The 23,561-nt window shown below is 56.4% G+C and carries 20 protein-coding genes; 10 read left to right on the top strand and 10 right to left on the bottom strand.

The annotated features are described in order from the left end of the window. Window positions 1-44: 44 nt before the first annotated feature. The 4 genes from GS620_RS05640 to GS620_RS05655 are packed head-to-tail and all read left to right on the top strand — an operon-like array spanning window position 45 to window position 5,646. Window positions 45-878, top strand: coding sequence for a SapC family protein (locus GS620_RS05640; protein WP_171614550.1), 834 nt, complete (start codon window positions 45-47; stop codon window positions 876-878). Continuing rightward, window positions 865-2,208: a TolC family protein gene (locus GS620_RS05645; protein ID WP_171614552.1), complete on the top strand. Its 1,344-nt coding sequence runs from the start codon at window positions 865-867 to the stop codon at window positions 2,206-2,208. The genes GS620_RS05640 and GS620_RS05645 overlap by 14 nt, the downstream gene beginning before the upstream one ends. Then, window positions 2,205-4,352 carry a type I secretion system permease/ATPase gene (locus GS620_RS05650; protein ID WP_253283807.1) on the top strand — a complete coding sequence of 716 codons (2,148 nt, stop codon included), beginning with the start codon at window positions 2,205-2,207 and terminating at the stop codon, window positions 4,350-4,352. Before GS620_RS05645 ends, GS620_RS05650 begins: the two co-directional genes overlap by 4 nt. Beyond that, window positions 4,336-5,646: an HlyD family type I secretion periplasmic adaptor subunit gene (locus GS620_RS05655; RefSeq protein ID WP_171614554.1), complete on the top strand. Its 1,311-nt coding sequence runs from the start codon at window positions 4,336-4,338 to the stop codon at window positions 5,644-5,646. The genes GS620_RS05650 and GS620_RS05655 overlap by 17 nt, the downstream gene beginning before the upstream one ends. Before the next feature lie 142 nt (window positions 5,647-5,788). On the opposite strand, the gene GS620_RS05660 is transcribed toward GS620_RS05655, so the two are convergent. The 3 genes from GS620_RS05660 to GS620_RS05670 form a co-directional block, all read right to left on the bottom strand. Then, window positions 5,789-6,490: a response regulator transcription factor gene (locus tag GS620_RS05660; protein WP_152460491.1), complete on the bottom strand. Its 702-nt coding sequence runs from the start codon at window positions 6,488-6,490 to the stop codon at window positions 5,789-5,791. Continuing rightward, window positions 6,490-8,355: a PAS-domain containing protein gene (locus GS620_RS05665; RefSeq protein ID WP_371809784.1), complete on the bottom strand. Its 1,866-nt coding sequence runs from the start codon at window positions 8,353-8,355 to the stop codon at window positions 6,490-6,492. The genes GS620_RS05660 and GS620_RS05665 overlap by 1 nt, the downstream gene beginning before the upstream one ends. A gap of 158 nt (window positions 8,356-8,513) precedes the next feature. Next, complete coding sequence (locus tag GS620_RS05670) at window positions 8,514-10,046, bottom strand: alkaline phosphatase family protein (RefSeq protein ID WP_171614556.1); 1,533 nt, start codon at window positions 10,044-10,046, stop codon at window positions 8,514-8,516. Between the two features lie 260 nt (window positions 10,047-10,306). On the opposite strand from GS620_RS05670, the gene GS620_RS05675 reads away from it, so the two are divergent. The 4 genes from GS620_RS05675 to GS620_RS05690 are packed head-to-tail and all read left to right on the top strand — an operon-like array spanning window position 10,307 to window position 14,223. Further along, a complete protein-coding gene (locus GS620_RS05675) occupies window positions 10,307-11,431 on the top strand; it encodes an MlaE family lipid ABC transporter permease subunit (RefSeq protein ID WP_171614558.1) in 1,125 nt (374 codons plus the stop codon). A 1-nt stretch (window position 11,432) separates the two neighbouring features. Next, on the top strand, window positions 11,433-12,248 hold the full coding sequence (locus GS620_RS05680) for an ABC transporter ATP-binding protein (RefSeq protein WP_171614560.1): 816 nt from the start codon (window positions 11,433-11,435) through the stop codon (window positions 12,246-12,248). Window positions 12,249-12,253: 5 nt separating this feature from the next. After that, window positions 12,254-13,570, top strand: a complete 1,317-nt coding sequence (locus GS620_RS05685; RefSeq protein WP_152460494.1) for an MlaD family protein — start codon at window positions 12,254-12,256, stop codon at window positions 13,568-13,570. Beyond that, window positions 13,567-14,223, top strand: a complete 657-nt coding sequence (locus tag GS620_RS05690) for an ABC-type transport auxiliary lipoprotein family protein (protein WP_152460495.1) — start codon at window positions 13,567-13,569, stop codon at window positions 14,221-14,223. Before GS620_RS05685 ends, GS620_RS05690 begins: the two co-directional genes overlap by 4 nt. A gap of 86 nt (window positions 14,224-14,309) precedes the next feature. On the opposite strand, the gene GS620_RS05695 is transcribed toward GS620_RS05690, so the two are convergent. Further along, window positions 14,310-15,890, bottom strand: coding sequence for an FMN-binding glutamate synthase family protein (locus GS620_RS05695; protein ID WP_171614562.1), 1,581 nt, complete (start codon window positions 15,888-15,890; stop codon window positions 14,310-14,312). 249 nt (window positions 15,891-16,139) lie between these two features. Here GS620_RS05695 and GS620_RS05700 point away from each other — a divergent pair, with 249 nt between their 5' ends. After that, the gene (locus GS620_RS05700) at window positions 16,140-16,508 is read left to right on the top strand and encodes a CrcB family protein (RefSeq protein WP_171614564.1); all 369 of its coding nucleotides are present in this window, start codon (window positions 16,140-16,142) and stop codon (window positions 16,506-16,508) included. Then, the gene (crcB, locus tag GS620_RS05705) at window positions 16,505-16,867 is read left to right on the top strand and encodes a fluoride efflux transporter CrcB (protein WP_171614566.1); all 363 of its coding nucleotides are present in this window, start codon (window positions 16,505-16,507) and stop codon (window positions 16,865-16,867) included. The genes GS620_RS05700 and crcB overlap by 4 nt, the downstream gene beginning before the upstream one ends. Here crcB and GS620_RS05710 read toward each other — a convergent pair. From GS620_RS05710 to GS620_RS05735, 6 genes are read right to left on the bottom strand one after another with little or no spacing between them, the layout of a single operon-like run. Continuing rightward, on the bottom strand, window positions 16,864-18,387 hold the full coding sequence (locus GS620_RS05710) for a DHA2 family efflux MFS transporter permease subunit (RefSeq protein ID WP_171614568.1): 1,524 nt from the start codon (window positions 18,385-18,387) through the stop codon (window positions 16,864-16,866). The genes crcB and GS620_RS05710 overlap by 4 nt on opposite strands. After that, complete coding sequence (locus tag GS620_RS05715) at window positions 18,384-19,367, bottom strand: HlyD family secretion protein (protein WP_171169921.1); 984 nt, start codon at window positions 19,365-19,367, stop codon at window positions 18,384-18,386. The genes GS620_RS05710 and GS620_RS05715 overlap by 4 nt, the downstream gene beginning before the upstream one ends. A 34-nt stretch (window positions 19,368-19,401) precedes the next feature. Next, on the bottom strand, window positions 19,402-19,728 hold the full coding sequence (locus GS620_RS05720; protein WP_224856200.1) for a cytochrome o ubiquinol/quinol oxidase subunit IV: 327 nt from the start codon (window positions 19,726-19,728) through the stop codon (window positions 19,402-19,404). Continuing rightward, window positions 19,721-20,353, bottom strand: coding sequence for a cytochrome c oxidase subunit 3 (locus GS620_RS05725; RefSeq protein WP_171614570.1), 633 nt, complete (start codon window positions 20,351-20,353; stop codon window positions 19,721-19,723). The genes GS620_RS05720 and GS620_RS05725 overlap by 8 nt, the downstream gene beginning before the upstream one ends. Then, window positions 20,350-22,440 (bottom strand): cbb3-type cytochrome c oxidase subunit I, encoded by a 2,091-nt coding sequence (locus GS620_RS05730; RefSeq protein ID WP_171614572.1) that lies wholly within the window; start codon window positions 22,438-22,440, stop codon window positions 20,350-20,352. The genes GS620_RS05725 and GS620_RS05730 overlap by 4 nt, the downstream gene beginning before the upstream one ends. After that, a complete protein-coding gene (locus GS620_RS05735; protein ID WP_371809774.1) occupies window positions 22,437-23,396 on the bottom strand; it encodes a cytochrome ubiquinol oxidase subunit II in 960 nt (319 codons plus the stop codon). Before GS620_RS05735 ends, GS620_RS05730 begins: the two co-directional genes overlap by 4 nt. Window positions 23,397-23,561: the final 165 nt, after the last annotated feature.

Genomic DNA, 23,561 nt, shown 5'->3' on the forward strand with positions numbered 1-23,561 from the left:
AGACCGGCGCACATACAGACGTAATTCAACATCATGAGGCGGTTATGGCACAGAATGGCTTAACTCCGGTCAGTCTTGGACGACATGGTCATCGGTTCTGGAGGCGGTTCACCTCGTTCGATTTCGCACGGACTATGGCAGATTGCCCTGTGGTCGAAGCAGAAGTTCTTCAGGCCGCCGCCACATTTCCAATCACTTTTCGGAAATCTGAACACGGGTTTTATCCAGTGGCTGTATTGTCCATGCAACCGGACCAGCCTACGCCATTTGTGTCAGCACATGGCAAATGGCTCGCGACTTATGTGCCATGCGTCTTGCGCTGTGCTCCGTTCCGGCCACGACTGATTGAACCGGATGGTGACGGCCGTGACGAATTGCTTGTTGACGAAACGGCGGGGCTTATCACTGACAATCCGGAAGACGAGGTATTCTTCGACAAATCAGGTCAACTTGCGCCGGAACTAAAAAAAGTCGCAGCTTTCTTTCGCGCCCTGAAAGAGTCGATGAAACACACAATGCATCTGTGTCGTGTTCTTGCTGACATGGGATTGTTTGGTCCGCTCACCACTTTTCAGGGAGTTGAGTTTCCGAGCGGGCATTTTGGCGTCACGCAGAACGCCCTGGAGAAAATTCCCCGCGCGCACTTGTCACTGCTTACTTCGAATGGGGGGTTGCGACTGATTCACGCTCATCAGATTTCGCTGACCCACAGTATCTGGCTGACACATGCACATGCCCGCGCACATCGGGAAGCCGATGGTTCTCTGACACAACAGATCACCGGTGTTTCAGGGTTCTTGGACGCGTTGATTGCGGCGCAACAGAAAGACGAAGCCATGGACCATTGCAGGCAGGAGGGTCATCATGCGTTCCTGTAAAGCAGTGTTGTCCTGGGTTGCGTTCGCTCTGCTCGCGATACCGTTGTCCGCCTGCTCGCCCCCTCCTGATTTGACTCTAGTGGCAGTGTCTTTTGCACCCGGGACCACCGGTGCCGGGGCAGCAAAGCCATCGGCAAAGCTCAGCAGTAGTGCATTCGGGCAACGCGTGCGCCAGGCCGTAGAGACAAGCCCGACACTGGCGCAAAGCAATACCAGGATGGATATCGCATCAGCCAATAAAGATGCGGCGGAAGGCGCCTTCCTTCCGCAGATCTCGTTGGGAATAAATGCACGGTCCGAACGGGTCGAATCGGACATTGCAGATGTTTCACCCTATCTGAGAATTTCACAATTGGTTTATGACGGTGGGGCTGCCTCGGGGGATCTGACGGCAGCCCGGGCACGTGTTCTGGAAACACGGGGCGATCAAATTCAGACGGCATCAGCCACGGCGCTGGCCGCCATCGAGACCTATGTGCTTGTCATTGATCAAAGAAAGTTACTCCGCATCGCGGCCGACAATGTCTCGGTTCATGAAGAACTGGTGCGTCAGATTTCGGACCGCACAGCGGGTGGCGCCGGTTCAAATGCTGATGTTCTGACCGCGCAGTCCAGAATGGCAGATGCACGCACAAGACTGGCTGACGCACGAGCACGAACTGATCGGGCCGAAGCGCGGTTTCGAGAAGTGTTCGGAACTTTCCCCGGCTCATTGCCCCCTCCTGTACCAGCTCCACCGCTGAACAGAAGTGATGCCCAGATCGTGATAAACAGCCCTCAGATCCGCAGGGCGGATGCCGGCTTGCTGGCAGCCAAAGCCGAATGGTCGGCCGCGCAGGCACGGCGCAAACCGAACGTTCGGGTCGCCGCATTTGCCAACCAGGATGACACTCGGGACGCAAATTTTGGCGTGGATCTTTCTTTCAACTACGAGCTTGACAGCACCGGCCAACGCCGCGCCGCCATCGCAGCAGCAGAAGCCAAAGTAAAAGAAGCGGAGTTCGCGAGAGAGCAATTGGTTCGCGAAATCATGCGGGAGCTGGGCTTTATTCGATCCGATCAAAAAGCAGGCGCAGAACGGCTGCGCGCGGCCCGTATTGCGGCAACTGCCAATGCCGACAGTGTTACTGCATCCCGCGCACAGTTCTCGATTGGGCGTCGCAGCCTGATCGAAATTCTGGACGCTCAACGCGATTACGTAAATGCGCAAGAACGCCTGATTCTGGCCGAACAGAGTTATTTTCTGACCAACTACGCGGCACTGAGCCTTACCGGAGACATTCTGGACCTGCTCGGACTTTCGCTTGGCAATTGGAACGAGGTGAAATGAGCACGTTGAAATCAATGCAGGACCGCGCTCGTTTGACATGCTACGAAGCCTGCCTTCTGAATATTGCCGCGACGCTTGAACGCCCTCTGACCCTTGCAACGATCCAGGCGTCGCAGACCGGTTCGGACGGGGATCTGACTGTTCGTGACATCCTCTCGGTGGCGGAAAACACAGGTCTACAGGCGGGCTATGGCGCGCGGCGCATCACTAGTTTTGACGAAGCATTGGCTCCGGCCTTGTTGCTGATGACCGAACACAAGGCGGTTGTGTACCACGGTCGCGCAAAAAACGGTGCCTTGCTGGTCTATGACCCGGAACTTGGTGAAGGAATCGGTGAAGTTTCAGAAGAACAGCTGGCCAAATCATACACCGGTTTCGCGGTCTTGTTTCGGCGAAATCATACAGATGAATTGGACACCGGTCACACGGCTTACCGAGGTCATTGGTTTCGCGCGGCGCTGTCCGCCAATCGATGGACTTACATACAGGTTGCTCTTGCTGCGGCACTGGCAAACCTTCTTGGCTTGTCGACCTCAGTTTTTATCATGGTTGTCTATGATCGCGTGTTGCCCAATGAGGCAACCGAATCGCTCATTGCCTTGACGGCGGGGGTGGCCTTGGCGCTGCTATTTGACTTCGCGCTAAAATTGCTGCGAGCAGCGTTCATCGACAAGGCCGGGCAAAAAGCCGACTTGCTCATGGGGCGGCGAATTTTCGACCACGTTCTGAACATCCAGATGAAGTCACGCGCGGGTTCCACCGGCGCCATGACAAATACCATCCGTGAGTTCGAGACCCTGCGCGAGTTCTTCACGTCCGCAACGCTTGTTGCCGTCGTGGATCTGCCGTTCATCGGGTTGTTCGTATTTGTGATTTACCTGGTCGGCGGACAACTGGCATTGGTCCCGGCTCTGGCCGTGCCTGTGGTTCTGCTGACAGGTTTGGCCGTACAGCCGCTTCTGTCCCGCATGGCAGAAAAGAGCCTGTCTGACGGACAATCCAAACAATCGGTCCTCGTAGAAGCTCTCTCGGGCCTTGAAACGATAAAGACAACGGCCGCGGGCCGACAAATGCGTTCCCGATGGGAGCAGGCGATAGAACGGCAATCCTCGCACGGTGCTCAGAGCCGGGCCGTTACACAATTTGCTCTCAACCTCACCGGTTTTACGCAACAAGCGGCACAGGTGTTGATCGTATTTTACGGTGTTTTTCTGATCACGGACGGTCAGACCAGCATGGGCGCTTTGGTTGCCTCGGTGATGCTGACAGGGCGGGCGCTGGCGCCTTTAGGGCAGCTGGCACAGACCTTGACAAGGCTTAACCAAGCCCGAAGTGCATACCGAAACCTCAACGCGTTGATGATGGCGGAAAGCGAACGCCCACAAGGCCGAACGTGGGTGAACCGGCCCCATTTCAAAGGGGCGATCGCCTTCAACAACGTGTATTTTTCCTACCCTGATCAGGGGGAAGATACCCTGCAAGGCGTTTCATTCACGATCAAACCGGGTGAAAAAGTGGCGATCCTGGGTCAGATTGGCTGCGGGAAAAGCACCATCGCACGTCTTTTGCTTGGATTGTACGCGCCGCGTGTAGGATCTGTCACATTCGACGGCCTTGATATCCGCCAGATCGATCCTGGTGATCTGCGACGCAATATCGGATCCGTCCTGCAGGATATATGGCTCTTTTCCGGATCAGTCCGGGACAATATCGCAAGCGGTGCAATCCGGCCAAAAGATCACGAACTGATCGAAGCAGGCCGCGCCGCCGGGGTTGAGGATTTCGTGGCTAACCATCCCGGGGGTTACGATCTTCAACTCGCGGAACGCGGCGAAGGCCTCTCTGGCGGACAGCGGCAAGCCATTGCTCTGGCAAGGGCACTCATAGGCCGTCCGCCGGTTCTCCTGCTGGATGAACCAACAAGCGCGATGGATGTCAAAACCGAAGCCCAGGTAATCCAACGTCTGAAAGAATGCACGGCAGAGTCCACCATGGTTGTCATTACACACAGAACCAGCCTGTTGGAGCTTGTTGACAGAGTCATCATCCTTGAACACGGGAAAATCGCGGCGGATGGCCCCAAAAGCATGCTGACGCAACATGTTCGTCGGACAGGGAGGCACCTGAATGTCGCAGCATCCTGATCTGGCCACCCTGGCGCGCGAGATGCAGGGACGCTCTCCTGTTCGGAGTTCCTTGCTGCTTTTGGTGATTCTGCTCTGCCTGATCGCCGCGCTATTGTGGGCGCATCTGACCGAACTGGACGATGTCACGCGCGTGGACGGCCGGATCGTGCCTTCCGGAGACATCCAGCTGATCGAAGCCACCGAGCCCGGCGTATTGCAGTCATTGCACGTGCGCGAAGGCCAACTGGTCGAAAAAGGTTCACTGCTGATGGAACTGGAAACAACCCAAATTGACAGTCAGCTCAGTCAGGAACAGCAACGCGCGTTTGGGCTGATGGCGCGCATCCAACGTCTTCGGTCCGAAATTGATGGGACACAACTGGATTTCGATGTTCAACTGATCAACGGCGCGCCTACCGTCGTGCAATCCGAAACTGCACTGTACCAAGGCCGGCAGGCTGAGTTGGAGGCAGAAATAGCCATCCTGGAGCGTCAGCGTCAGCAAAAACAGCGAGAGTTTGAGGAAGGCCTGGTCGATCAAGTGACGGCAGAAGAAACCCTGGTGGTCCTGGCCGAAGAGAGGGCCATCATGGCGCCGCTGGTCGAGCGTCAAATGGAGCCTGCAACAACATTGCTTGCGTTGCGGCGGAGTGAAGCCGAATGGCGCGGTCGCAAGGTGCGGGCAGAAGCTGTGACCAACAGGTTGCAAACGGGCTTGGACGAAATCGATGATCGGATTCAAGCGGTGCGAAGCCGGTTTCGCAGCGCCGCGCTGACGGATCTGGCGCTTGCTACTGCCGAGCTGGCTGCCTTGCAACCCGCCCTGCCCGCTTTGCGCGACCGGGCGTCAAGGGCACAGGTTCGGTCTCCGGTACGCGGCATTGTAAACCGGATTCATCGCTCCACCATCGGCGGTCTCGCCCGCAGTGGAGAGGACCTTGTTGAAATCGTGCCGCTGGACGACACATTGCTGGTTGAAGCCTATGTAAAGCCTGAGGATATCGCGTTTTTGCACGCTGGTCAGCCTGTGAAGGTCAAAATCACGGCTTATGACTTCGCACGATACGGGGCGCTGGATGGTGAAATCATCCGCATCGGTGCAGACACGGTCACACGATCAGAGCGGAATGACGAAGAGGTCTTTGTGGTCGAGATCCGAACCAAAAGCACCATGCTTGATGGGAATGGCATAGCGGTCGAAATCATACCTGGAATGATTGCCGAAGTGGACATTCTGTCTGGCCGCAAAACAGTGCTGGATTATATTCTGCAACCGGTTGTGAAGATAAAGGATCAGGCATTGCGCGAATGAGCGATAGGGTAATTGGGGACAGACGTGTCACTTCCGATACGGAAATCACGGTGTCAGCAGCTTCAGCACGGAAGGCTCGAAAGGGTTGAACAGGCATGGAAAACAACTCATCTGACCAAGTCTCGGCCGGTTGGATCTGCGTCTACTTCCAACCGACATCACCCAAAAATATATACCCCGCCCCGTAGATCGTCTTGATCAACCGCGGGTTCTTGGGGTCCTCTCCCAGCTTGGTACGCAACCTGGAAATCCGAACATCCATCGCCCTGTCAAAACTGTCTCCGGCTGCGCCGCCCAGGGACTCCTGCATTTGTCCCCTGCTGATCAGCCGCTTGGGGCTTTCCAGAAACAGCCGCAGGACTTCCCCCTCTGCATGGCTGAACGGCGTTTCGTCACCTGATTCACTTTCAAGCACGTATCGGTCAAAATGTGCGGTCCAGCCGTTGAATTCCGCCGTATCCGAATGAGAGGTCTGAGTGCGGGGTGTTCTTAATCTTGCCCTGATCCGCGCCACGACTTCCGCAGGGTCAAACGGTTTTGTAATATAATCGTCTGCCCCAAGTTCCAGCCCCGTAACACGGTCCTGCACCTGCGCGCGCCCCGAAATGATGATCACGGCCGCGCCTTGTTCCAACGCCAGACGATGAACCAACGCCAGCCCATCCGTATCCGGCAATGACAGGTCGACCAGACAGACATCGGGCGTCACACGGTTGAGCGCAGCCTCGAATTCTCGCGCGCGGGAAAAACTCTGCGTACGGAAACCGGCATCCTCCAGAGCGTCCGTTAGGATGCGCCGGATTTCGGGTTCGTCATCGAGGATGGTAACCAGCGGTTGCGTCATCAGGCGGCCTCGGTTTGGATCAGGGCTGACAATTGAGCCTGCGAAAATGGTTTACGCAACACCGGGGCCAAGGCAAGGGCGCGCTGGTACAACGGGTCCGAACTGGGCAGCGATGTCATAAGGATACATGGCAATCCCGGCTTCACCTGCCGCAAAATGTCCAGACCGGTACCACTTCCTTCGAGACGGATATCGGACAGGACCAGAGAAATGTCTTCAACGCTGTTTATCAACGCCAGCGCTTCATCTACCGAATTGGCCTCGATGACGGCGAAGCCCAGCTCTACCAGCATATCCCGAAACTGCCCCCGCAGATCTTCGCTGTCTTCGACCAGAAGTACCAGACCGTCTTGCACGGGCGGAGCTGGCCGATAGGGCAACCGCAAAACGACGGATGCGCCTGATGGCGTGTTCTTGAGGTTCAGATCGCCCCCGGCCAGCTTGACAGTGTCATACACCATGGGCAGTCCAAGCCCCGACCCGTCGCTTCCCTTGGTGGTAAAGAACGGGTTCAGCGCCTTTTCCAGCGCCTCAGGTGTAAAGCCCGGGCCGGTGTCCGATACGGTGATTTCAACCCAGATTTCTCCGATGGTATGCGCGCTGATTGTAATCTGGCCCGAACTGCCGCAGGCATCCCGCGCATTCAGCACCAGGTTCAGCAACGCATCCTGCACCATTCCCGGGTCCAGCATCAAAGCCCGGTCGGGCAAAGTGTTGACCACCGACAAACCGACGCCGCGCGGCAAGGAAGGCGAGGCCAATATTCTCAGGTCTTCCAGCAGCGCCTTCATGTCCGTGGCCTGAGGATGTGGCGTTCGGTTCCCGGTCATGTCCGCAATCCGATTCAGCAATTGCCCACCCCGACGCGCCGTTTGCTGTGTCGCGGCAACCAGCTCATGTGCTTCATCCGACAGGTCCATTTTGTTCAGTTTGGACTGCATCCCAAGGATGATCGTCAGCAAGTTGGAGAAGTCATGAGCCAACCCACTGGTCATCTGGGCGGCCATAGCTCGGCGGCGCGTTTGCTGCAAAACGACGCGCGCCTGCGTTTCTTCGGTGATATCAACCGACATTACATATACGCCACCGGCGTCATCCGGCGTGAATGAAACGCGGATACGGCGGGAATCCTGATCCTCGTTGAACTCGAATACGGAGGTTTCTCCGTCATAGGCTTTTGCCAGATGCGCTTTGACCCGCCGATACGCGGCGGCACCAAGCGCTTCGGATATGTGAAGCCCAAGAATCTCCGACGGACGTCCGGGCAGGACCGCGCTCAAACGGCGGTTGGAGTAGTCATATCGACCAGTGCGATCCAAATGCGCGATATGAGCCGGCATCATTTCGGTCATCATGCGTGTGCGGGCTTCGATTTCGGTCAGCTCGCGTTTGGCCTCTTCCAATGCCTTGATCGTGGCCGCAAGCTTTCGGTTGGTTGCTGACAGTTCTTCGGCGTGGCCGAGCAATTGTTCCGACAGTTCTTCCGATCGCGCCCGCAGCAGGTTTTCTGCACGCCGGGTGCCGGTTATGTCGGTATAGACCGCAACCCATCCACCCTGCGGCAGCGGCGCGCCTTCTATCGAGATAACCTGCCCGTTGGGCCTTACGCGTTCCATGTAATGAGGCTCAAACGCCAAAGCCTGCTCGACGCGCAGGTTCACCATTTCTTCCACACTTTCTTCGTCACCGTATTCGCCACGGCTGGCGAGAAAATGGATGGTATCCCGAAACAAGGCTCCGCGTTCGACCAGCTCGTCCGGCAGGTCGAACATTTCCTTGAACCGACGATTGCTCAGCACCAGTTTCAGGTTGCTGTCATAGATCGAAAGCGCCTGACCGATGAGATTCAGTCCGGCAGTCGTCATCGCCTTTATGCGCTGTTCGGTGATGTCCAGGTTCGTCTTCTCCACACCCCATGGGTACCATCAGAATTGATGCGCCGGTAGTGGAATTGATGAACGACAAAACGTCCCATGCAACTTGCCTGATCCAACTGAAAAGAGGACGAAAGCGGGCAGTGATCCTAATACCTGGAACGGGACTTCGCGCCTTCGGACGTGATGGAGTGCAACGACAAGGTATGATCCATGTTTCGCATCCGATGGCGCAGCATCTGTCTGCCCAACCGGGCAAGATCGTCCGCAAACTCGGGGTTTTCCGCAAGATTTTCGAATTCTCCCTGTCCCTGGTGGTCAAACAGGATCGGCGGGAGGTCAGCTGCAAATTCGATCAACGTGAATCGTTCGTCCCGCAATATTCCCAGACATGAATCACTGTTGCCCGTTCCCAACCGCTGTTGCCAGACGGTCGGTTCTTCGGGTTCCGAGAAATCCAGCTCGCTGAAGGAATAGCTGCGCCAGTCATCGGGAACGTCGCCATGCAACAAGGGTAGCAAAGACCTGCCATCCATGGCGTTTGGAACTGTCTGCCCAATCCAATCAAGGATTGTCGGCGTGACATCAATTGATTCGGTAGGAACGGTGACTTTTGCGCCGGCCCGTGCCTCGTTCCCCGGCAGGCGTATCATCAACGGTGTGTGATAGGCCGCATCGTACACAGTCATTTTCCCCCAGCTGTACCTATCGCCCAGCATTTCGCCATGATCAGCCGTTATGATCAGCATGGTATCGTCGTATTGCCCGCTGTCCTTGAGATACTGAACAACGCGCCCGATATGGTGATCGACCTCGGTCGCCAATCCCAGATAAACGGCGCGCAAAGTGCGTATATTTTCATCCGTTGGCTCAACATCAGCAAAGCCATGAACAAACTTTTCTGCCGTATAGGCGTCCAGCTTTGGCCCGAAAAACGGATGAAGCGCCTTCTCAGCGGCTTCGCTCGGCAATCGCTGCGGCAGCGGTATATCCGCCGGATCGTACATGTCGTTATACGGAGCAGGCGCAACCAAAGGTGGATGCGGACGGATGTACGTCAGATGAGCAAACCACCCCTGGCCACGATGAGGTGCAATACCGTCCAGAAACGCATCGGTCAGGAAGGCTGTGTCGCTGTGTTCCGCCCGATACATGGCCGGGTCGTTCAGCCTGGGCGTTTGACCATCCGGAGAGACAGGCTTGTAGACATCCCAATATGTATCGAACGTGTAGCCTTTCTTCATCAAATACGATTGCCAGGGGTATGACTCTTCCAGGCGCATTTCGACAACTTCAAGGAACCCGTTCATCGATTGCTCGTAAGATTTGAGCACGGGGTCGTTGGGATCATGGACTCGGGGGTCGGCAGACGTATCGGTGTACCCGAACAGCATCGGCATATAACCCGCCTTTCGCATTTCCGTGGCGATGTTCGGCGTATCATGACGCAGCGGCGTACCATTTCGCACGGAACGATGGTTCATCGCGTATTGGCCGGTCAAAATCGATGCGCGGGATGGCCCACAGGGGTTGGTGACAGAGAAGTGGCGCGTAAAACTCACCGCTTCGTCCATGAAAGCCCGCAGGTTCGGTAGCTTCACGTGCTCGGCCAGAGCGCCGTTCAGGCAATCTGCCCTCAATTGGTCGATGATGATGAACAGAACGTTCTTGGCGTTATGCATACCGACTTCTCCGAATTCCGCACCCAGGGTTCCGCAGCGGAATGTGTCCCGCTTCCGATCTTCGCGCAACCGATTAGTCGAGCAGCCCTGCGATTTCTTTTCCGGCCTGACTTGAACCGATAAAAAACGTTCCTGGTGTCCAGTTACGCTTGCTCCAACTCATGGTCCGGCGTGACGCCAAGACCATTCTTTGCGGCAAAAACCGGGTCACATGGCACAAAGTCATTGCGGGCATTGAATGTTTTACTTCACATGGCACCATGACGCAGCCAACGATAACATCAGAGCGCGACGCCAGCGGTAAACAAGTGCGCATTTCTGGTGAGTTGCTCACACAATCCCTGCAAACCGTGGAGCGTGATTTTGCGGCGGTCAAACCTTGCGGGGGCAATGTCATTTTTGATCTGTCCGGCGTCGAAGCACTGGACACGGGCGGAGCCTGGCTGGTTGCAGACCTGGGCCGGAGGTTCACGTCAAACGGTGCCACGCTGGAAATTCAAGGCGTGAAACCCGCGCATGCGGCGCTGATAGAAACCGTGACCCGCAGTATCCCGGACAAACCCGGCAAGCTCGAGGACCCTCGTGGATTTCTGGACTGGGTTGCTCATGTGGGTCAGGGCACATTCGGAGCCTGGAAGGATACCCTGTCGATCCTCGAATTTCTGGGCCTCACCCTGCACCGCTTGTTTCGGACCCTGATCATGCCGTGGCGCCTGCGCAAAGCGGCCCTTGTCACTCATATGGAGGAAACCGGGGTCAAAGCCCTTCCCATCGTGGCCCTGATGGGTTTTCTGATCGGTGTCGTGCTGGCCTTTCAGGGTGCGACACAATTGAAACAGTTCGGGGCCGAAATCTTTGTGGTCGAACTGATTTCGATCTCGATTCTGCGAGAGCTGGGAATTTTGCTGACCGCCATTATCGTCGCCGGCCGCTCGGGTTCGGCATTCACGGCCTCGATTGGTTCGATGAAAGTACAGGAAGAGATCGACGCCATGCGAACACTGGGCCTTGACCCGATCGAGGTTCTGGTTATTCCGCGTGTGTTGGCGTTGCTGATCATGCTGCCCATTCTTGGCTTTGTCGCAGATATGGCCGGCCTATTCGGCGGCGCCCTGATGAGCTGGATCGATCTGGGCGTAAGCCCGGGCATGTTTGTCACTCGTCTGAAAGAAAACACCGATGTCTGGCAACTTGCAGTTGGCTTGATCAAGGCACCGTTCTTTGCATTGGTCATTGGGGTCATAGCCTGCTGGCAGGCCTTGCAGGTCAAAGGGTCGGCCCAGAGTGTGGGGCAGCGCACAACCGCATCGGTCGTGCAATCCATTTTCATGGTGATTGCAATCGACGCATTGTTTTCGATTTTCTTTTCCGAAATCGGAATCTGACATGAACGATGGCGCTCAACACGAAACGGAACAGAACGCATCGCAGCGTGACGCCGTAATCCGCGTTCGCGGTCTCAGAAGCCAATTCGGAACGCAGGTGGTTCATGACGATCTGAACCTTGATGTCTGGCGCGGCGAGGTTCTGGGCATCGTTGGCGGGTCCGGAACCGGAAAATCCGTTTTGCTTCGTACGATTGTGGGTCTGAACAAACCAGCCGCCGGCAGTATCGAAGTGCTGGGCGTGGATGTCTTGAACGGCCCTGAAGAAGATCGCCGCAGGATCGAACGCCACTGGGGCGTGGCCTTTCAGGACGGCGCGCTGTTTTCATCGCTGACCGTATTGCAAAACGTGATGGCCCCACTTCGAGAACATACGGGCATCAGTGAAAAGCTGATGGAATCGCTGGGTGCGTTGAAGATCAGCCTTGTGGGTCTGCCCCAGCTGAGTTGCGGCAAGTTTCCATCGGAACTGTCGGGCGGCATGCGAAAGCGCGCCGCCCTGGCGCGGGCACTGGCGCTTGATCCCGAAATCGTTTTTCTGGATGAACCGACCGCCGGATTGGACCCGATTGGCGCGGCTGCATATGATGAACTGATCGGCGAGTTGCAGCAGGCACTTGGGTTGACTGTTTTCATGGTCACCCATGATCTGGACAGCCTTTACGCCATCTGTGACCGAATTGCAGTGCTTGCAGAAAAACGCGTGCTGGTTGAAGGTCCGATTGAGGATATGACCAAAGTGGATCATCCTTGGGTGCAGGAATATTTCACAGGCCCCCGCGCCCGCGCGGCGCAACAGAAGGGTCAGGACAGGTAAAGGCGATGGAAACCAGAGCAAATTACATCCTGATCGGCGCGTTCACCCTTGCGGGGCTGTTGGGCGTATTCGGCTTTTTCCTGTGGTTGGCGAAATTCGAAGTGACCCGCCAATACGCTTATTACGATGTATTGTTCGATAATGTCTCGGGGCTTTCGGCGGCGGGCGGGGTGAATTTCAACGGCCTTCCTGTTGGGCAGGTGATCTCTCTGAACCTGGACGAGGACGATCCCTCCAAGGTTCGCGTGCGAATAGAAGTGGATGCAGATATTCCGATCACCGAAGAAACGATCGCCCAGCTTCAATCGCTGGGTGTTACCGGCGTCGGTTACGTTGAACTTACCGGCGGGTCACCGACTGCCAAAAGGCTGCCGCAGGACAGCGTGATCAAAAGCAAGCGCAGCACCATCCAGTCATTGTTTGAAGGCGCACCAAAAGTGCTGGACGAGGCCGTTACACTTCTGGAAAGCCTGAACAAGGTCGTCGACGACAAGAACCGGCAAGCCGTGAGCAGCATTCTGGACAACCTTGCCTCTGCGACCGGCCGGCTGGACAAAACACTGACAAGCTTTGAATCCGTGGCCAGCGACATTGGCAGTGCAGCCAAGGATATTGGTGAATTTTCAAAACGTCTGGACCCTTTGATCGAAACGGCGGATACGACCCTCAAGACCGGCACGGAAACGCTCAATTCGGTCAAGTCCGCGTCCGAGTCAGCCAGGGCCGCGCTGGACGAAGCGAAAACGACGATCGAAACGGCAGACCGCATCTTGCAGCAAGACGTTCGACCTTTCATCGAACGCGGGTCCCAACTGGCCGAACGGTTGACCCTCTTGTCGGATGAAGGCAGCGTCACGCTGGGGATCGTGAACGAGACCGTGTTGAACGCCAACACGACACTTGGTTCGATCACATCTGCAATGGACACGGCCAAAGGTGCGCTGTCTTCGGCGGAAACGGCCTTTGAATCAGCCAACCGCGTCATGGAAGAAGACGTGGCGCCCGTTGCGGAAGATATCCGGAAAGCGGCCAACCAGGTCACCGAAACAGTCTCGAACATCACCGGTAAAATCGATCAGATTTCAGACGATGTCCTGAGCGCTTCGAACTCTGCCTCAGAGCTGTTGGGGACAATTGACGGCATCGTGCAGACCAACCGCCGGCAGGTGTCAGACTTCCTGCGCGTGGGTCTGCCGCAATTTATCCGCTTCGTCGAAGAATCCCAACGCCTGGTAATCAGCCTCGACCGTCTGGTGGACAAGGTCGAACGTGATCCTGCGCGGTTTCTGCTGGGCACCCAAGCATCGGAGTTCCGTCAATGATCAAGCCTGCAATTGCAATTCTGACGTTTGCATTGGTCGGTGGATGTGCCGGGTTGGGCACTTTGAAACAAGCCGCAAAACCCAACGATCTGTATCTGTTGACACCCAAAAGCACGTTTTCGTCGGCGCTGCCGCGAATACAGAAACAGATCGTTGTTGAAGAGCCAACGGCAACCGCCGCGGTGAACACGGATCAGATCGCCATTCAGCCCACCCCGTTTCAGGTTCAGTATTTGCCACGGGCGCGTTGGGTGGATCGCGCGCCTCTGATCGTTCAGACGCTGTTGATCGAAAGCTTTGAAAACTCTGGCAAAGTCGCTGCCGTTGGCCGGTCGACGGTTGGTCTGCGCGCTGATTACGTGATCGCACCGGACCTGCGCGAGTTTCAGGGCATTGTTGTCGCGGATCCCGAGAACGGAGACAAAATCCGTATCGAAGTGCGGATGAACATCAAGGTCATCGATGAATACGACGACAAGATCATCGCTTCGAATTCGTTTCAGGAAAATGTCGTTGCCGCAAGCGACCAGACATCAGATTTGATCAAAGCGTTTGATTTGGCCTTGGGGCGCGCGATGCGGGATTCCGTTGAATGGAGCATTCGCAGGATCAACACGCATGTGGCCAACAATCCCAGATCGAACCCCAGTTGAGTTAAGCCACATGTCAATACGGTGAGCGCGGGCGCAGTTCGCCCACGCCTGTTCTGGGTGAACGGTTGCTAGTAACGGATCGGGTCTCAGAAACGAGATGCCGAAGCGCGTTCCCAATCCGCCGCGAATTCCTCGGGAACCACATCTGCCAGCAACGCACCATCCTCCAGATAGGTGTAAAGCTCGCCATAGGTGCGCTCATGCTCGTCCGCCGTGCGCCGCAAAATGTCGCGCGGATGCAGCTCGGACACTTTTTCCTTTCCCATCGCACCCAAGAGTTCGCGGAAACTTTCCAGTGTCGCGTCGTGATACCGGTGAACGCGCCGCCGCTTTTGCGGGATGTTCACCGCCCGCCCGCGAACTGGATCCTGGGTGGCGACCCCGGACGGACAACGGTTGGTGTTGCAATGCAAGGCCTGAATGCAGCCCACCGCAAACATCATCGCCCGTGCCGCATTGCACATATCCGCACCAAGCGCGAATTTCTCGACCATGTCGTATCCGGTCGCCACTTTGCCCGCACAAATGATCCGGATCTTGTCGCGCAGCCCAACGCCACGCAGGCAATTGTTTGCAAAAATCAGCGCCTCGTTCAGGGGCATGCCCAGACGGTTGGTGAACTCGACCGGGGCCGCGCCGGTACCCCCTTCTGATCCGTCAATGGTGATGAAGTCCGGCAAAATTCCTGTCTCGAGCATGGCCTTGCAGATCGACATGAACTCGGACGGGTTGCCAATACACAATTTGAAGCCGACAGGTTTGCCGCCGGACATTTCGCGCAGATGCTGAACAAAATGCATCAACCCCGAAGGCCCTTCAAAGGCACTGTGAGTTGGGGGGGAAATCACATCCTGATGCTCGGGCACCCCGCGGATTTCGGCAATTTCGGCATCGACCTTGGCAGCGGGAAGAACGCCCCCATGCGCAGGTTTGGCACCTTGGGACAATTTGATTTCGATTGCCTTGACCACATCCTTTGTGGCCCTTTCGGCAAACTTGTCCTTGTCAAACCCGCCTTCCGGCGTTCGACATCCAAAATAGCCCGTCCCAATCTGCCAGATGATGTCGCCGCCTTCGGCCAGGTGGTGAGGAGACAACCCGCCTTCACCGGTATTGTGGGCAAAGCCTCCGTCCTTTGCCCCGCCGTTCAGCGCGCGGATGGCGTTGGCGCTCAGCGCGCCGAAGCTCATGGCAGAAACATTGAGACGCGAGGCGCTGTACGGCTTCGTGCATTGTGGCCCGCCCAACATGACGCGATCTTCGCTTTTGTCCACATGTTTGGGCGCAAGCGAATGATTTGCGCGGTGATATCCAACCTCGTTTATGTCGTATTGCGTTCCGAAGGCCTGCGTATCCATCTGGCCCTTGGCGCGGGAATAGACCAGCCCGCGTACGATCCGGTTGTAAGGTCGGCCGCTTTCGTTGGTTTCAACGAAATACTGTCGAATTTCCGGGCTGACGAATTCAAGCATGTACCGGAAATGCCCCAGAACCGGATAGTTGTTCAGAACATTGTGCTTGGTAGTCAAAACATCATAAAGGCCGATGACCGCGTAGGGCACCAAGATGACCAAAAGCCAATGTACGGGCGGCCAGAAGAACCCCAACAGCAACACGAGCGGCAGGCAGACATAGCTCAGAAAATAGTAGATCCTGCGTACAATCATGTTCCTGTCTCCTCGTGTTTCCGACCGGCAGTTGCGGGTTCCAACAGCACTCAACGTGAAACAGATTGATTTTTAATTGCAAGCTTTCGAGGGAATTTATCCGCCCAAAGACGAAAACGTGAAAGTGCGTTACGGTGGCTCAACAGTTGAACAGGGTGTCGCCAGTGGATATGCCACGCATACCAGAAGACGACAGGCATTCACTTGACCAAGACGCATTCCCAACACCGACGCGACCGAAAGAGCCTTATGTTTCTCGCCGTCTTTGCCGGAGGGGCGCTGGGATCGTTGTTGCGCGAAGTTTTCGCGCTGGAAATCCCCGGCCTCAGTTTCCTCACGTCGACCTTCGGCATCAACGTGGCGGCCTGTTTCGTCTTGGGGTGGCTGTATTCAATACGCCACAAGGTGCACGCGCATGTGCTACATCTGGGCGCGGTCGGATTTTGTGGTGGGTTGTCCACCTTTTCATCTTTTGTAGCTGATCTGGAACGTATTGCCGAAAGCGATCTGTGGGCCGTGCCGTTTGCTGTTGGGTTGGAAATCGCTTTCGGCATTGGCGCTGCGCTGGTCGGAGAGAAGCTGGGCAACCATTTTCATTCCGAGAGGTCACCGTCATGAATGACCTCTATCTTCATGCGATGTTCGGACTGGGCGGAGGCCTGGGGGCGGTCCTACGTCATTGGCTGGCTTTGAAAGTGCAGCACGATTTGCCCTTTTCAACGTTGATCGTAAATGTACTGGGCAGCCTGCTGCTGGGGATCTGGATCGGCTATCTGGGCGGCCCTGTCGACATCCCAGAGGATCAAAGACGGCTGGTCTTTGGATTCTGCGGCGGGTTTACCACCTTCTCCAGCTTTGCCTATCAGTCTCTTGAACTTCGGCGCGAGCGGACTCTGGTTCTGGCAGCTGGCAATATCCTGATCAGCCTGGCGCTGTGCTGGTTTGCCCTGTGGCTTGGGCTGACCTTGACGCGCTAATGCACATGAGCGGCAACATGTGACCCGGGCTTCGGAGCGCGACAAAAGAAAAGCAATGGAATAGTGGCCAAGGCAAGCAGACCCAGATTGTTGAACACGGTCAAATAGGAAATCATCTCGGCCTGCTTCATGATTTCCTGGCCCAGAATGGCAGCACCTTCAGCGCTGTCTGGCGCAATGCCAAGCGGGCTCAGATACGCCTGCGCTGCGGGGTTGTAGGGCGTCACATTCTGGCTGAGCACCGCCGTATTGGTCTGCAACCCGCGTACAACCCAGGTGCCGACCAGCGAGATGCCAACCGACGATCCCAATTGCCTTGTCACGTTGAACAGACCAGAGGCTTCGTCCTGCCGGCCTTTACTGATGCTCTCGAAAGCCAGTATCGACATCGGCACGAACACAAGACCCATCCCGAGGCCGCTGATGGCCCCCGGCCAAGCGAGCTCCCAAAAACCGGCATTGAGGTTGATGGCCCCCATCATGAGATTCCCGACCGCCGTCAGCAACAGACCGATGCCCGCCAGCAGGCGCGGATCAAAGCGGTTTACCAGAACTGCGCCGGTCAGAACCATGGACAGCCCTGCGGTCAGGCCACGCGGAATGAACAGATGGCCCGACGCGATGACTGGGAAATCCAGCAGACTTTGAACAAGCGTCGGCAAAATCGCGATGCCCCCGAACAGAGACACGGCAAAACCCGCGATGATCAGATTGCACAGGGCAAAGTTTCGATCTGCGAACAGACGCAGGTCCACAACCGAATTGCGAGAGGTCAACGCGTGAAAAATGAAACCAAACGCCCCGATAACTGCTGCGATCACGGCCACCTGGATGACGCGGGACGACATCCAGTCCAGTGTCTCGCCTTGATCCAGAACGAATTGAAGGCACCCGATTCCAAGAGCCAGCAGAGCAAGGCCTTTCCAATCGATCTGAACCTCCTCGGTTTTGTCTTCCGGCAATTCTCCGGCCAGCAGAAGTAGTGCAAGGGCCGCCACGGGAACGTTGACAAAGAAGACCATCCGCCAGGAAAAATATTCGGTCAGGATCGCACCGACCGTTGGCCCCAGAACCGGCGCCACCACGACGCCCAGACCGAAGATGGCCATTGCCTGTCCGCGCTTTTCCCGCGGGAAGGCATCGAACAGAATGGACTGGGACAAAGGGATCAGGAAAGCGCCGAACATGCCCTGAGCCAGCCGAAAGGCAACGATGACCTCAAGGCTCCAGGACATGCCGCACATCATCGACATGACGGCAAAACCAGTCACCGCCGTGAGGATCAACCGTCGTCGGCCCACGCGTCGGGCGACGAACCCTGTCAACGGCATGATGACCACCGCGGAAACGATATAGCTGGTCAGAATCCATGTCGCCTGATCGGTCGTCGCCCCGAATGCGGCCTGGATATGCGGCAACGCCACATTGACAATCGTACTGTCCAAGACTTCCAGAATGGCGCTGAGAACAACGGCGATCACGATCACCATGTTCACATGGCCGGACGCCGCAGGGGTCATTTGCCGTCCACCGGACCTGTTGTATCTATGACAACTTTGCTGCTGCCTCCGACACGCAAGGGCGCATCGGTCGGGTCAAGCTCGATCCGAACCGGAAATCGCCGGGTGACCTTGACCCAATTCCCGCTCGCGTTTTCCGAGGGCAACAAGGAAAACGTGTCCCCGGACCCTCGCCCGATTGACGCCACCTTACCTGTAAGCGTCGTCCCAGGGAGCATATCGACACGTATCGTGACTGGCTGCCCCGGACGAATGCGCGTCAATGCGGTTTCTTTGAAGTTCGCGTCCACCCACCAATCGGACGATTCGACAATCGAAAATTGCGGGGCATTGGCGGACACCGAGGATCCGGGGCGAAGGGTCAGATTGGCGATCCATCCGTCGGCCGCGGCATGGATCTTGGTCCAGGCAAGGTTGGTTTCCGCTATTTCAAGCTGTGCCCGCGCAGACAGGATATCATCCTGTTTCGCCTGCAACCCACTTTTCAATGCCAAAAGGCTGGACTGGCTCGTCGTCAACCTAGCAGAGGCTTGGGCGAAATCCGAGGCCGTCTGATCCAGCGATGCCTGTGCGACATCGCCTGATGCAAACAGGGCTTTCGCACGTTCAAAACTCTTCAATGCAGTATCGTAGGCCGATTGGGCGCTGTCCACCGAAGCCTCTGCGGCCGCAATCTGTGTGGAATAGGATTTGGCCTGTTGTATCGCACTGTCCAGATTGGCTTTGGCTGCATCCACCGAAGCCTTGAATTGAGTGTCGTCGATCGTGAAAAGCAGATCGCCGTTTTTCACTGGCTGGTTTTCTATCACATGTACATCGGCCACCTGCCCTGTCACCTGCGCAGCGACATAAATGATGTTCGCGCCCAGATATGCATCCTGAGTGGACGGGTAGCGCTCTTCGTGCCTCCAGAACAGAACAAGACCGACTGTAATTGCTGCAAGTATCAAAGCCACGGCTGCGATTTTGAGTGGCTTCATTTTCGTATCCCTTTCTGCACACGACCCATGAGCATCACATCACATGCATGTGCATTCGTATTGCCAGATTGCCCAGCACCCAGACCGTTCCAAAAATCATGATCAACAGAACCATCGTGGAAAACAGAACCAGATGCAGGTCTTCACGACTGCTGCGCCGGCGATCGATGTGCAGGAAATAAACAAGTTGCAGAACAAGTTGGGCCAGACCCAGCAATCCAATTGTCAGGTAAACACCGGGGGTTTCGATCCCAAACAGATGGGCCACGCCGAAGGTCGCAAAAGTCAACAGCAGCGAACCACCGTATCCGATCACATAGCGCCGACGCTCGCGACGGTGCATTTCAGAGCGCTTATCCATAGGTCAGACCTCCGAAAAAAACGATGGTGATGATCCCGATCCAGATCAGGTCCAGAAAATGCCAGAACAGTGCCAACCGCACCACACGCGAGATAATGACGTCCGTCATCCCTTTCACGCGCAGCTGAATACCCAGAACGATCAGCCACAGGCACCCTGCGGCGACGTGCAGACCATGCAGCGGAACAAGTCCGAAGAAGGCCGACAAGAAACCGCTGCGCTGCGGAATGCCACCTTGTTCCGCCATGGCCATGAAATCACGCACCTCCAGCACCAGGAAGCTGATGCCCAGAAAAAGCGTGACGCCAAACCACAAGACAATGCGAGCGCGCGACAGATTGTATTTCAGCGCCAGCATGGCAAGGCCAACCGTCAGGCTGCTTGTCAACAGGATGAGCGTCTGCGCAAAGACGCTTTTGAGATCAAACAGCTCGTGCGGGCCGGGACCACCGGCCTGTGCATCGATCATCGTGATGTAAATCGCAAACATCAGGCCGAAATAGACCAGGTCGCTCATCAAAAAGACCCAGAACCCGAAGGTGACGACCTCGGTCGCCTTGTGAGCACTCGCGTGACGTTCCCCCAGGTTGATACCCGGATAGCTGTGGGTGGGCGCGCGCTTCATGTCACCGCCTCCAGATCGGGGCGGGCGAGGCCGCGATTTTCCGGAGACGTCTCGAAATCGCGATCCACCGCCTTTTCACCGTGAACCAGTGCGAGCCAGGCTTCGTGATCCTTGCGCACTTCTTCCGCCGGTATGGTCAGCTCGGTACTGTCGTCGAACGTCCATACGATCACCGCCAGGATCATCAGAACCGTCATCAATGCAGCCAACCACCAGATCCACCAGACCAGCGCGAACATCCAGATACCACTCATGACACACAGAACGAAGCCAATGCCTGTATTGCGCGGCAAATCGATATCTTCATAGGCGTCAGGCTTTGGGTAGGCTGCCCCCTTTTCCTTTGCTGCCGCAAAATCATCCCGGTCCGTAACGGTTGGGATGATCGCAAAGTTGTACGGCGGCGGCGGCGACGGTATAGACCATTCCAACGTCCGCCCATCCCATGGATCTCCAACGGGAACGCGGGTCTTTTCGCGGTCGCGAATGCTGACCCAAAGTTGGATCAGAACCGAGAGCAACGCGCAGGTAATCACCAGCGCCCCGACGATCGCCACCATCATGAAGGGATGGAAAGATGGGTCATCATAGCTGAAAGAACGGCGCGGCATCCCCATCAGCCCGACGAAATAAAGCGGCATGAAGGTCAGCAAAAACCCTAAGGTCCAGAGGGCGACGGTCACACGGCCCCAGAATTCGTTCAGGCGAAAGCCGAAAGCCTTTGGAAACCAGTAGTTATAGGCGGCCAACAGCCCAAACAGCACACCCGGCAACAGTACGTTGTGGAAGTGGGCCACCAGGAACAATGTATTGTGCACCTGATAATCCACGGTCGGATTGGCCAGGATCACCCCGCTCAGGCCGCCAATCACGAACAACATCAAAAATGCCAATCCGTACAGCATCGGCACCGAGAACCGGATGCGCCCCCGCCACAAAGTCGCCATCCAGTCATAGACTTTTACACCGGTGGGAATGGCGATCAGCATCGTTGCGATACCAAAAACAGCGTTGATCAGGGCGCTCTGCCCCATGGTGAAGAAGTGGTGCAGCCAGACGGTAAACGACAAAACCGCGATAGACATCGTAGCGATGACGAGCGAGTTGTAGCCGTAGAGCCTCTTGGCCGAAAAAGTCGCAAAAACTTCGGAGTAGATGCCGTAAGCGGGCAGAACCAGCAGGTAAACCTCGGGGTGGCCGAACAGCCAGAACAGATTGGCGTAGTTCATCATATTGCCGCCGAGGTCATTGGTGAAAAAGTGGAAGTCCAAATAGCGGTCCGCAGCCAGCAAAAGCGCCGCGACGCCCAACGGCGGCATGGCAAAGACGATCAGGATCGAACTGCATATGATGGTCCAGCAATACATCGGCAGCCGCATGAAGGTCATGCCCGGCGCGCGCATCTTGTAGATCGTAACGGCAAAATTGATACCGGTAAGCGTCGTGCCGACGCCCGAAACAACGATCGCCCAGATCCAGTAGTCCGGCCCAACGCCGGGATTGAAGGCGGCCCCGGTATAAGGTGGGTACGCCGTCCAGCCGCCGGTCGAGAACCGCCCCACGACCAGCGAAACCATAAGCATCATGCCGGAGGACACCGTCAGGCCCAGACTGATCTGGTTCAAGCGTGGGAACGCCACATCCCGCGCCCCGATCATCAGCGGGACGACATAGTTCGCGATGCCAAAGACAAAGGGCACCGCGACAAAGAAAATCATGATCGTGCCATGGGTACTGAACAGCTCGGCGAAATGTTCGGCTTCCAGGAATCCGTCGCCCGGGCCGGCAGCCTGCTGCGCGCGCATGACAACGCCTTCCAACACGCCGCGCGCCAGCATGACGATGGCAAAGACGACATACATGATCCCTATCTTCTTGTGATCAACACTGGTCAGCCAATCGCGCCAGAGGGGCGTCCACAACCGAAACCAGCTGAGCAGGCTGACCACGACGACAACGCCAACCAAGACGATTGCGGCCGCGGCGTTGGCAACGATCTCATTCGCGTTCGGGTTCTGGATCAACCCTGTGATCGGAAGCGCATCCCAGTTGAGGCGGCCGAGGAATCCTGAATAGGACGGCGTCATTGCTGCACCTCCTGCCCGAAGGATGCCGTTCCCGGCTGTTGATCCACCGGCAGTGCTTTGCCGCTGTGATAGCGGTGCAGGATCATTTGAAACAAATCTTGTTCCATCGTGAAGTACAGCGCGTCCTTTGGCATCTTGTCGGTGCCCAGCGCCGCCTGCACCTCATCCCTGTCTGTCCGCATCGCGAGCATCTGATACGTTTCCGGGTCCAGTCGGATACCATTTTCGCGGACTTCCCGGGCCCAGCTTTCAAACTCATCACTGTGCATGGCAACGGTACGAAATTTCTGTTTGGTAAAACCCCGCCCGTTGTACTGCGTGTTCTCGCCTTGCATGACCTCGGGGACGTCCGCGACCAGATGCAGTTGCGTGGTCATTCCCGGCATCGCGTAAATCTGGCCTGCCAGCGCAGGGATCATGAAGGATTGCATGACGGTATCGGTGGTCAGCGTCATGGCCACTTGCCTTTTGGTGGGAATGCCGAACTCGCCCACACTGGCGATACCAAGATCGGGATAGATGAACAGCCACTTCCAATCCAGCCCGACAACCTGCACTCGCAAGGCCGGGTCTTCACCAAATGTCGACGCATACGGATCAAGCCGATGGGTGGCCTTCCAAAGGTAGAACGACAGGAGCGCCACAATCACAACGGGCACACCCCACATGAGGAATTCCAGTTTCGCGGAAAAATCCCAATCCGGTCGATAGGCTGCGTGACTGTTCCTTCGGCGGCGATATCGAAACGCGATCAACGGCACCAGTATCAGGACAGGGATAACAGCCACCATGATCAAAGCGGTCGCCCGCAGCAGATGCGTTTTCTGGATGGCGGCAATGGGTCCTTGCGGATCCATGAAACTGTCGCTGGCGGAAACCATGTGCGGCATCGACACAATCAGGATCACCGCCATCGCAAGCAAAGGGATTGGATTGGGCGTTTTTACTTGTGCCACAACTGACTGCCCTTTCCTCAAACAAATTTTATTCGACTATCCACAAGTGCGTGAATTTTCTCAAGAGTTTTTCAAACCACAAATTGCCCAAGTCTAACCCGATTCAACTTCGGGTATATAGAACCAAGGATGCGCGGTATCTTCCCGTTGACTTGCAAACCCAAC

The sequence above is a fragment of the Ruegeria sp. HKCCD6428 genome (assembly GCF_013110595.1).
Classification (GTDB): domain Bacteria; phylum Pseudomonadota; class Alphaproteobacteria; order Rhodobacterales; family Rhodobacteraceae; genus Ruegeria.

Coding starts and splice junctions, on each gene's coding strand:
- crcB (WP_171614566.1), top strand. CDS start 16,505: ATGAATGACCTCTATCTTCATGCGATGTTCGGACTGGGCGGAGGCCTG.
- GS620_RS05685 (WP_152460494.1), top strand. CDS start 12,254: ATGGAAACCAGAGCAAATTACATCCTGATCGGCGCGTTCACCCTTGCG.
- GS620_RS05660 (WP_152460491.1), bottom strand. CDS start 6,490: ATGACGCAACCGCTGGTTACCATCCTCGATGACGAACCCGAAATCCGG.
- GS620_RS05650 (WP_253283807.1), top strand. CDS start 2,205: ATGAGCACGTTGAAATCAATGCAGGACCGCGCTCGTTTGACATGCTAC.
- GS620_RS05640 (WP_171614550.1), top strand. CDS start 45: ATGGCACAGAATGGCTTAACTCCGGTCAGTCTTGGACGACATGGTCAT.
- GS620_RS05670 (WP_171614556.1), bottom strand. CDS start 10,046: ATGCATAACGCCAAGAACGTTCTGTTCATCATCATCGACCAATTGAGG.
- GS620_RS05700 (WP_171614564.1), top strand. CDS start 16,140: ATGTTTCTCGCCGTCTTTGCCGGAGGGGCGCTGGGATCGTTGTTGCGC.
- GS620_RS05690 (WP_152460495.1), top strand. CDS start 13,567: ATGATCAAGCCTGCAATTGCAATTCTGACGTTTGCATTGGTCGGTGGA.
- GS620_RS05645 (WP_171614552.1), top strand. CDS start 865: ATGCGTTCCTGTAAAGCAGTGTTGTCCTGGGTTGCGTTCGCTCTGCTC.
- GS620_RS05710 (WP_171614568.1), bottom strand. CDS start 18,387: ATGACCCCTGCGGCGTCCGGCCATGTGAACATGGTGATCGTGATCGCC.
- GS620_RS05655 (WP_171614554.1), top strand. CDS start 4,336: ATGTCGCAGCATCCTGATCTGGCCACCCTGGCGCGCGAGATGCAGGGA.
- GS620_RS05680 (WP_171614560.1), top strand. CDS start 11,433: ATGAACGATGGCGCTCAACACGAAACGGAACAGAACGCATCGCAGCGT.
- GS620_RS05720 (WP_224856200.1), bottom strand. CDS start 19,728: ATGGATAAGCGCTCTGAAATGCACCGTCGCGAGCGTCGGCGCTATGTG.
- GS620_RS05665 (WP_371809784.1), bottom strand. CDS start 8,355: ATGACGACTGCCGGACTGAATCTCATCGGTCAGGCGCTTTCGATCTAT.
- GS620_RS05715 (WP_171169921.1), bottom strand. CDS start 19,367: ATGAAGCCACTCAAAATCGCAGCCGTGGCTTTGATACTTGCAGCAATT.
- GS620_RS05725 (WP_171614570.1), bottom strand. CDS start 20,353: ATGAAGCGCGCGCCCACCCACAGCTATCCGGGTATCAACCTGGGGGAA.
- GS620_RS05695 (WP_171614562.1), bottom strand. CDS start 15,890: ATGATTGTACGCAGGATCTACTATTTTCTGAGCTATGTCTGCCTGCCG.
- GS620_RS05730 (WP_171614572.1), bottom strand. CDS start 22,440: ATGACGCCGTCCTATTCAGGATTCCTCGGCCGCCTCAACTGGGATGCG.
- GS620_RS05675 (WP_171614558.1), top strand. CDS start 10,307: ATGACGCAGCCAACGATAACATCAGAGCGCGACGCCAGCGGTAAACAA.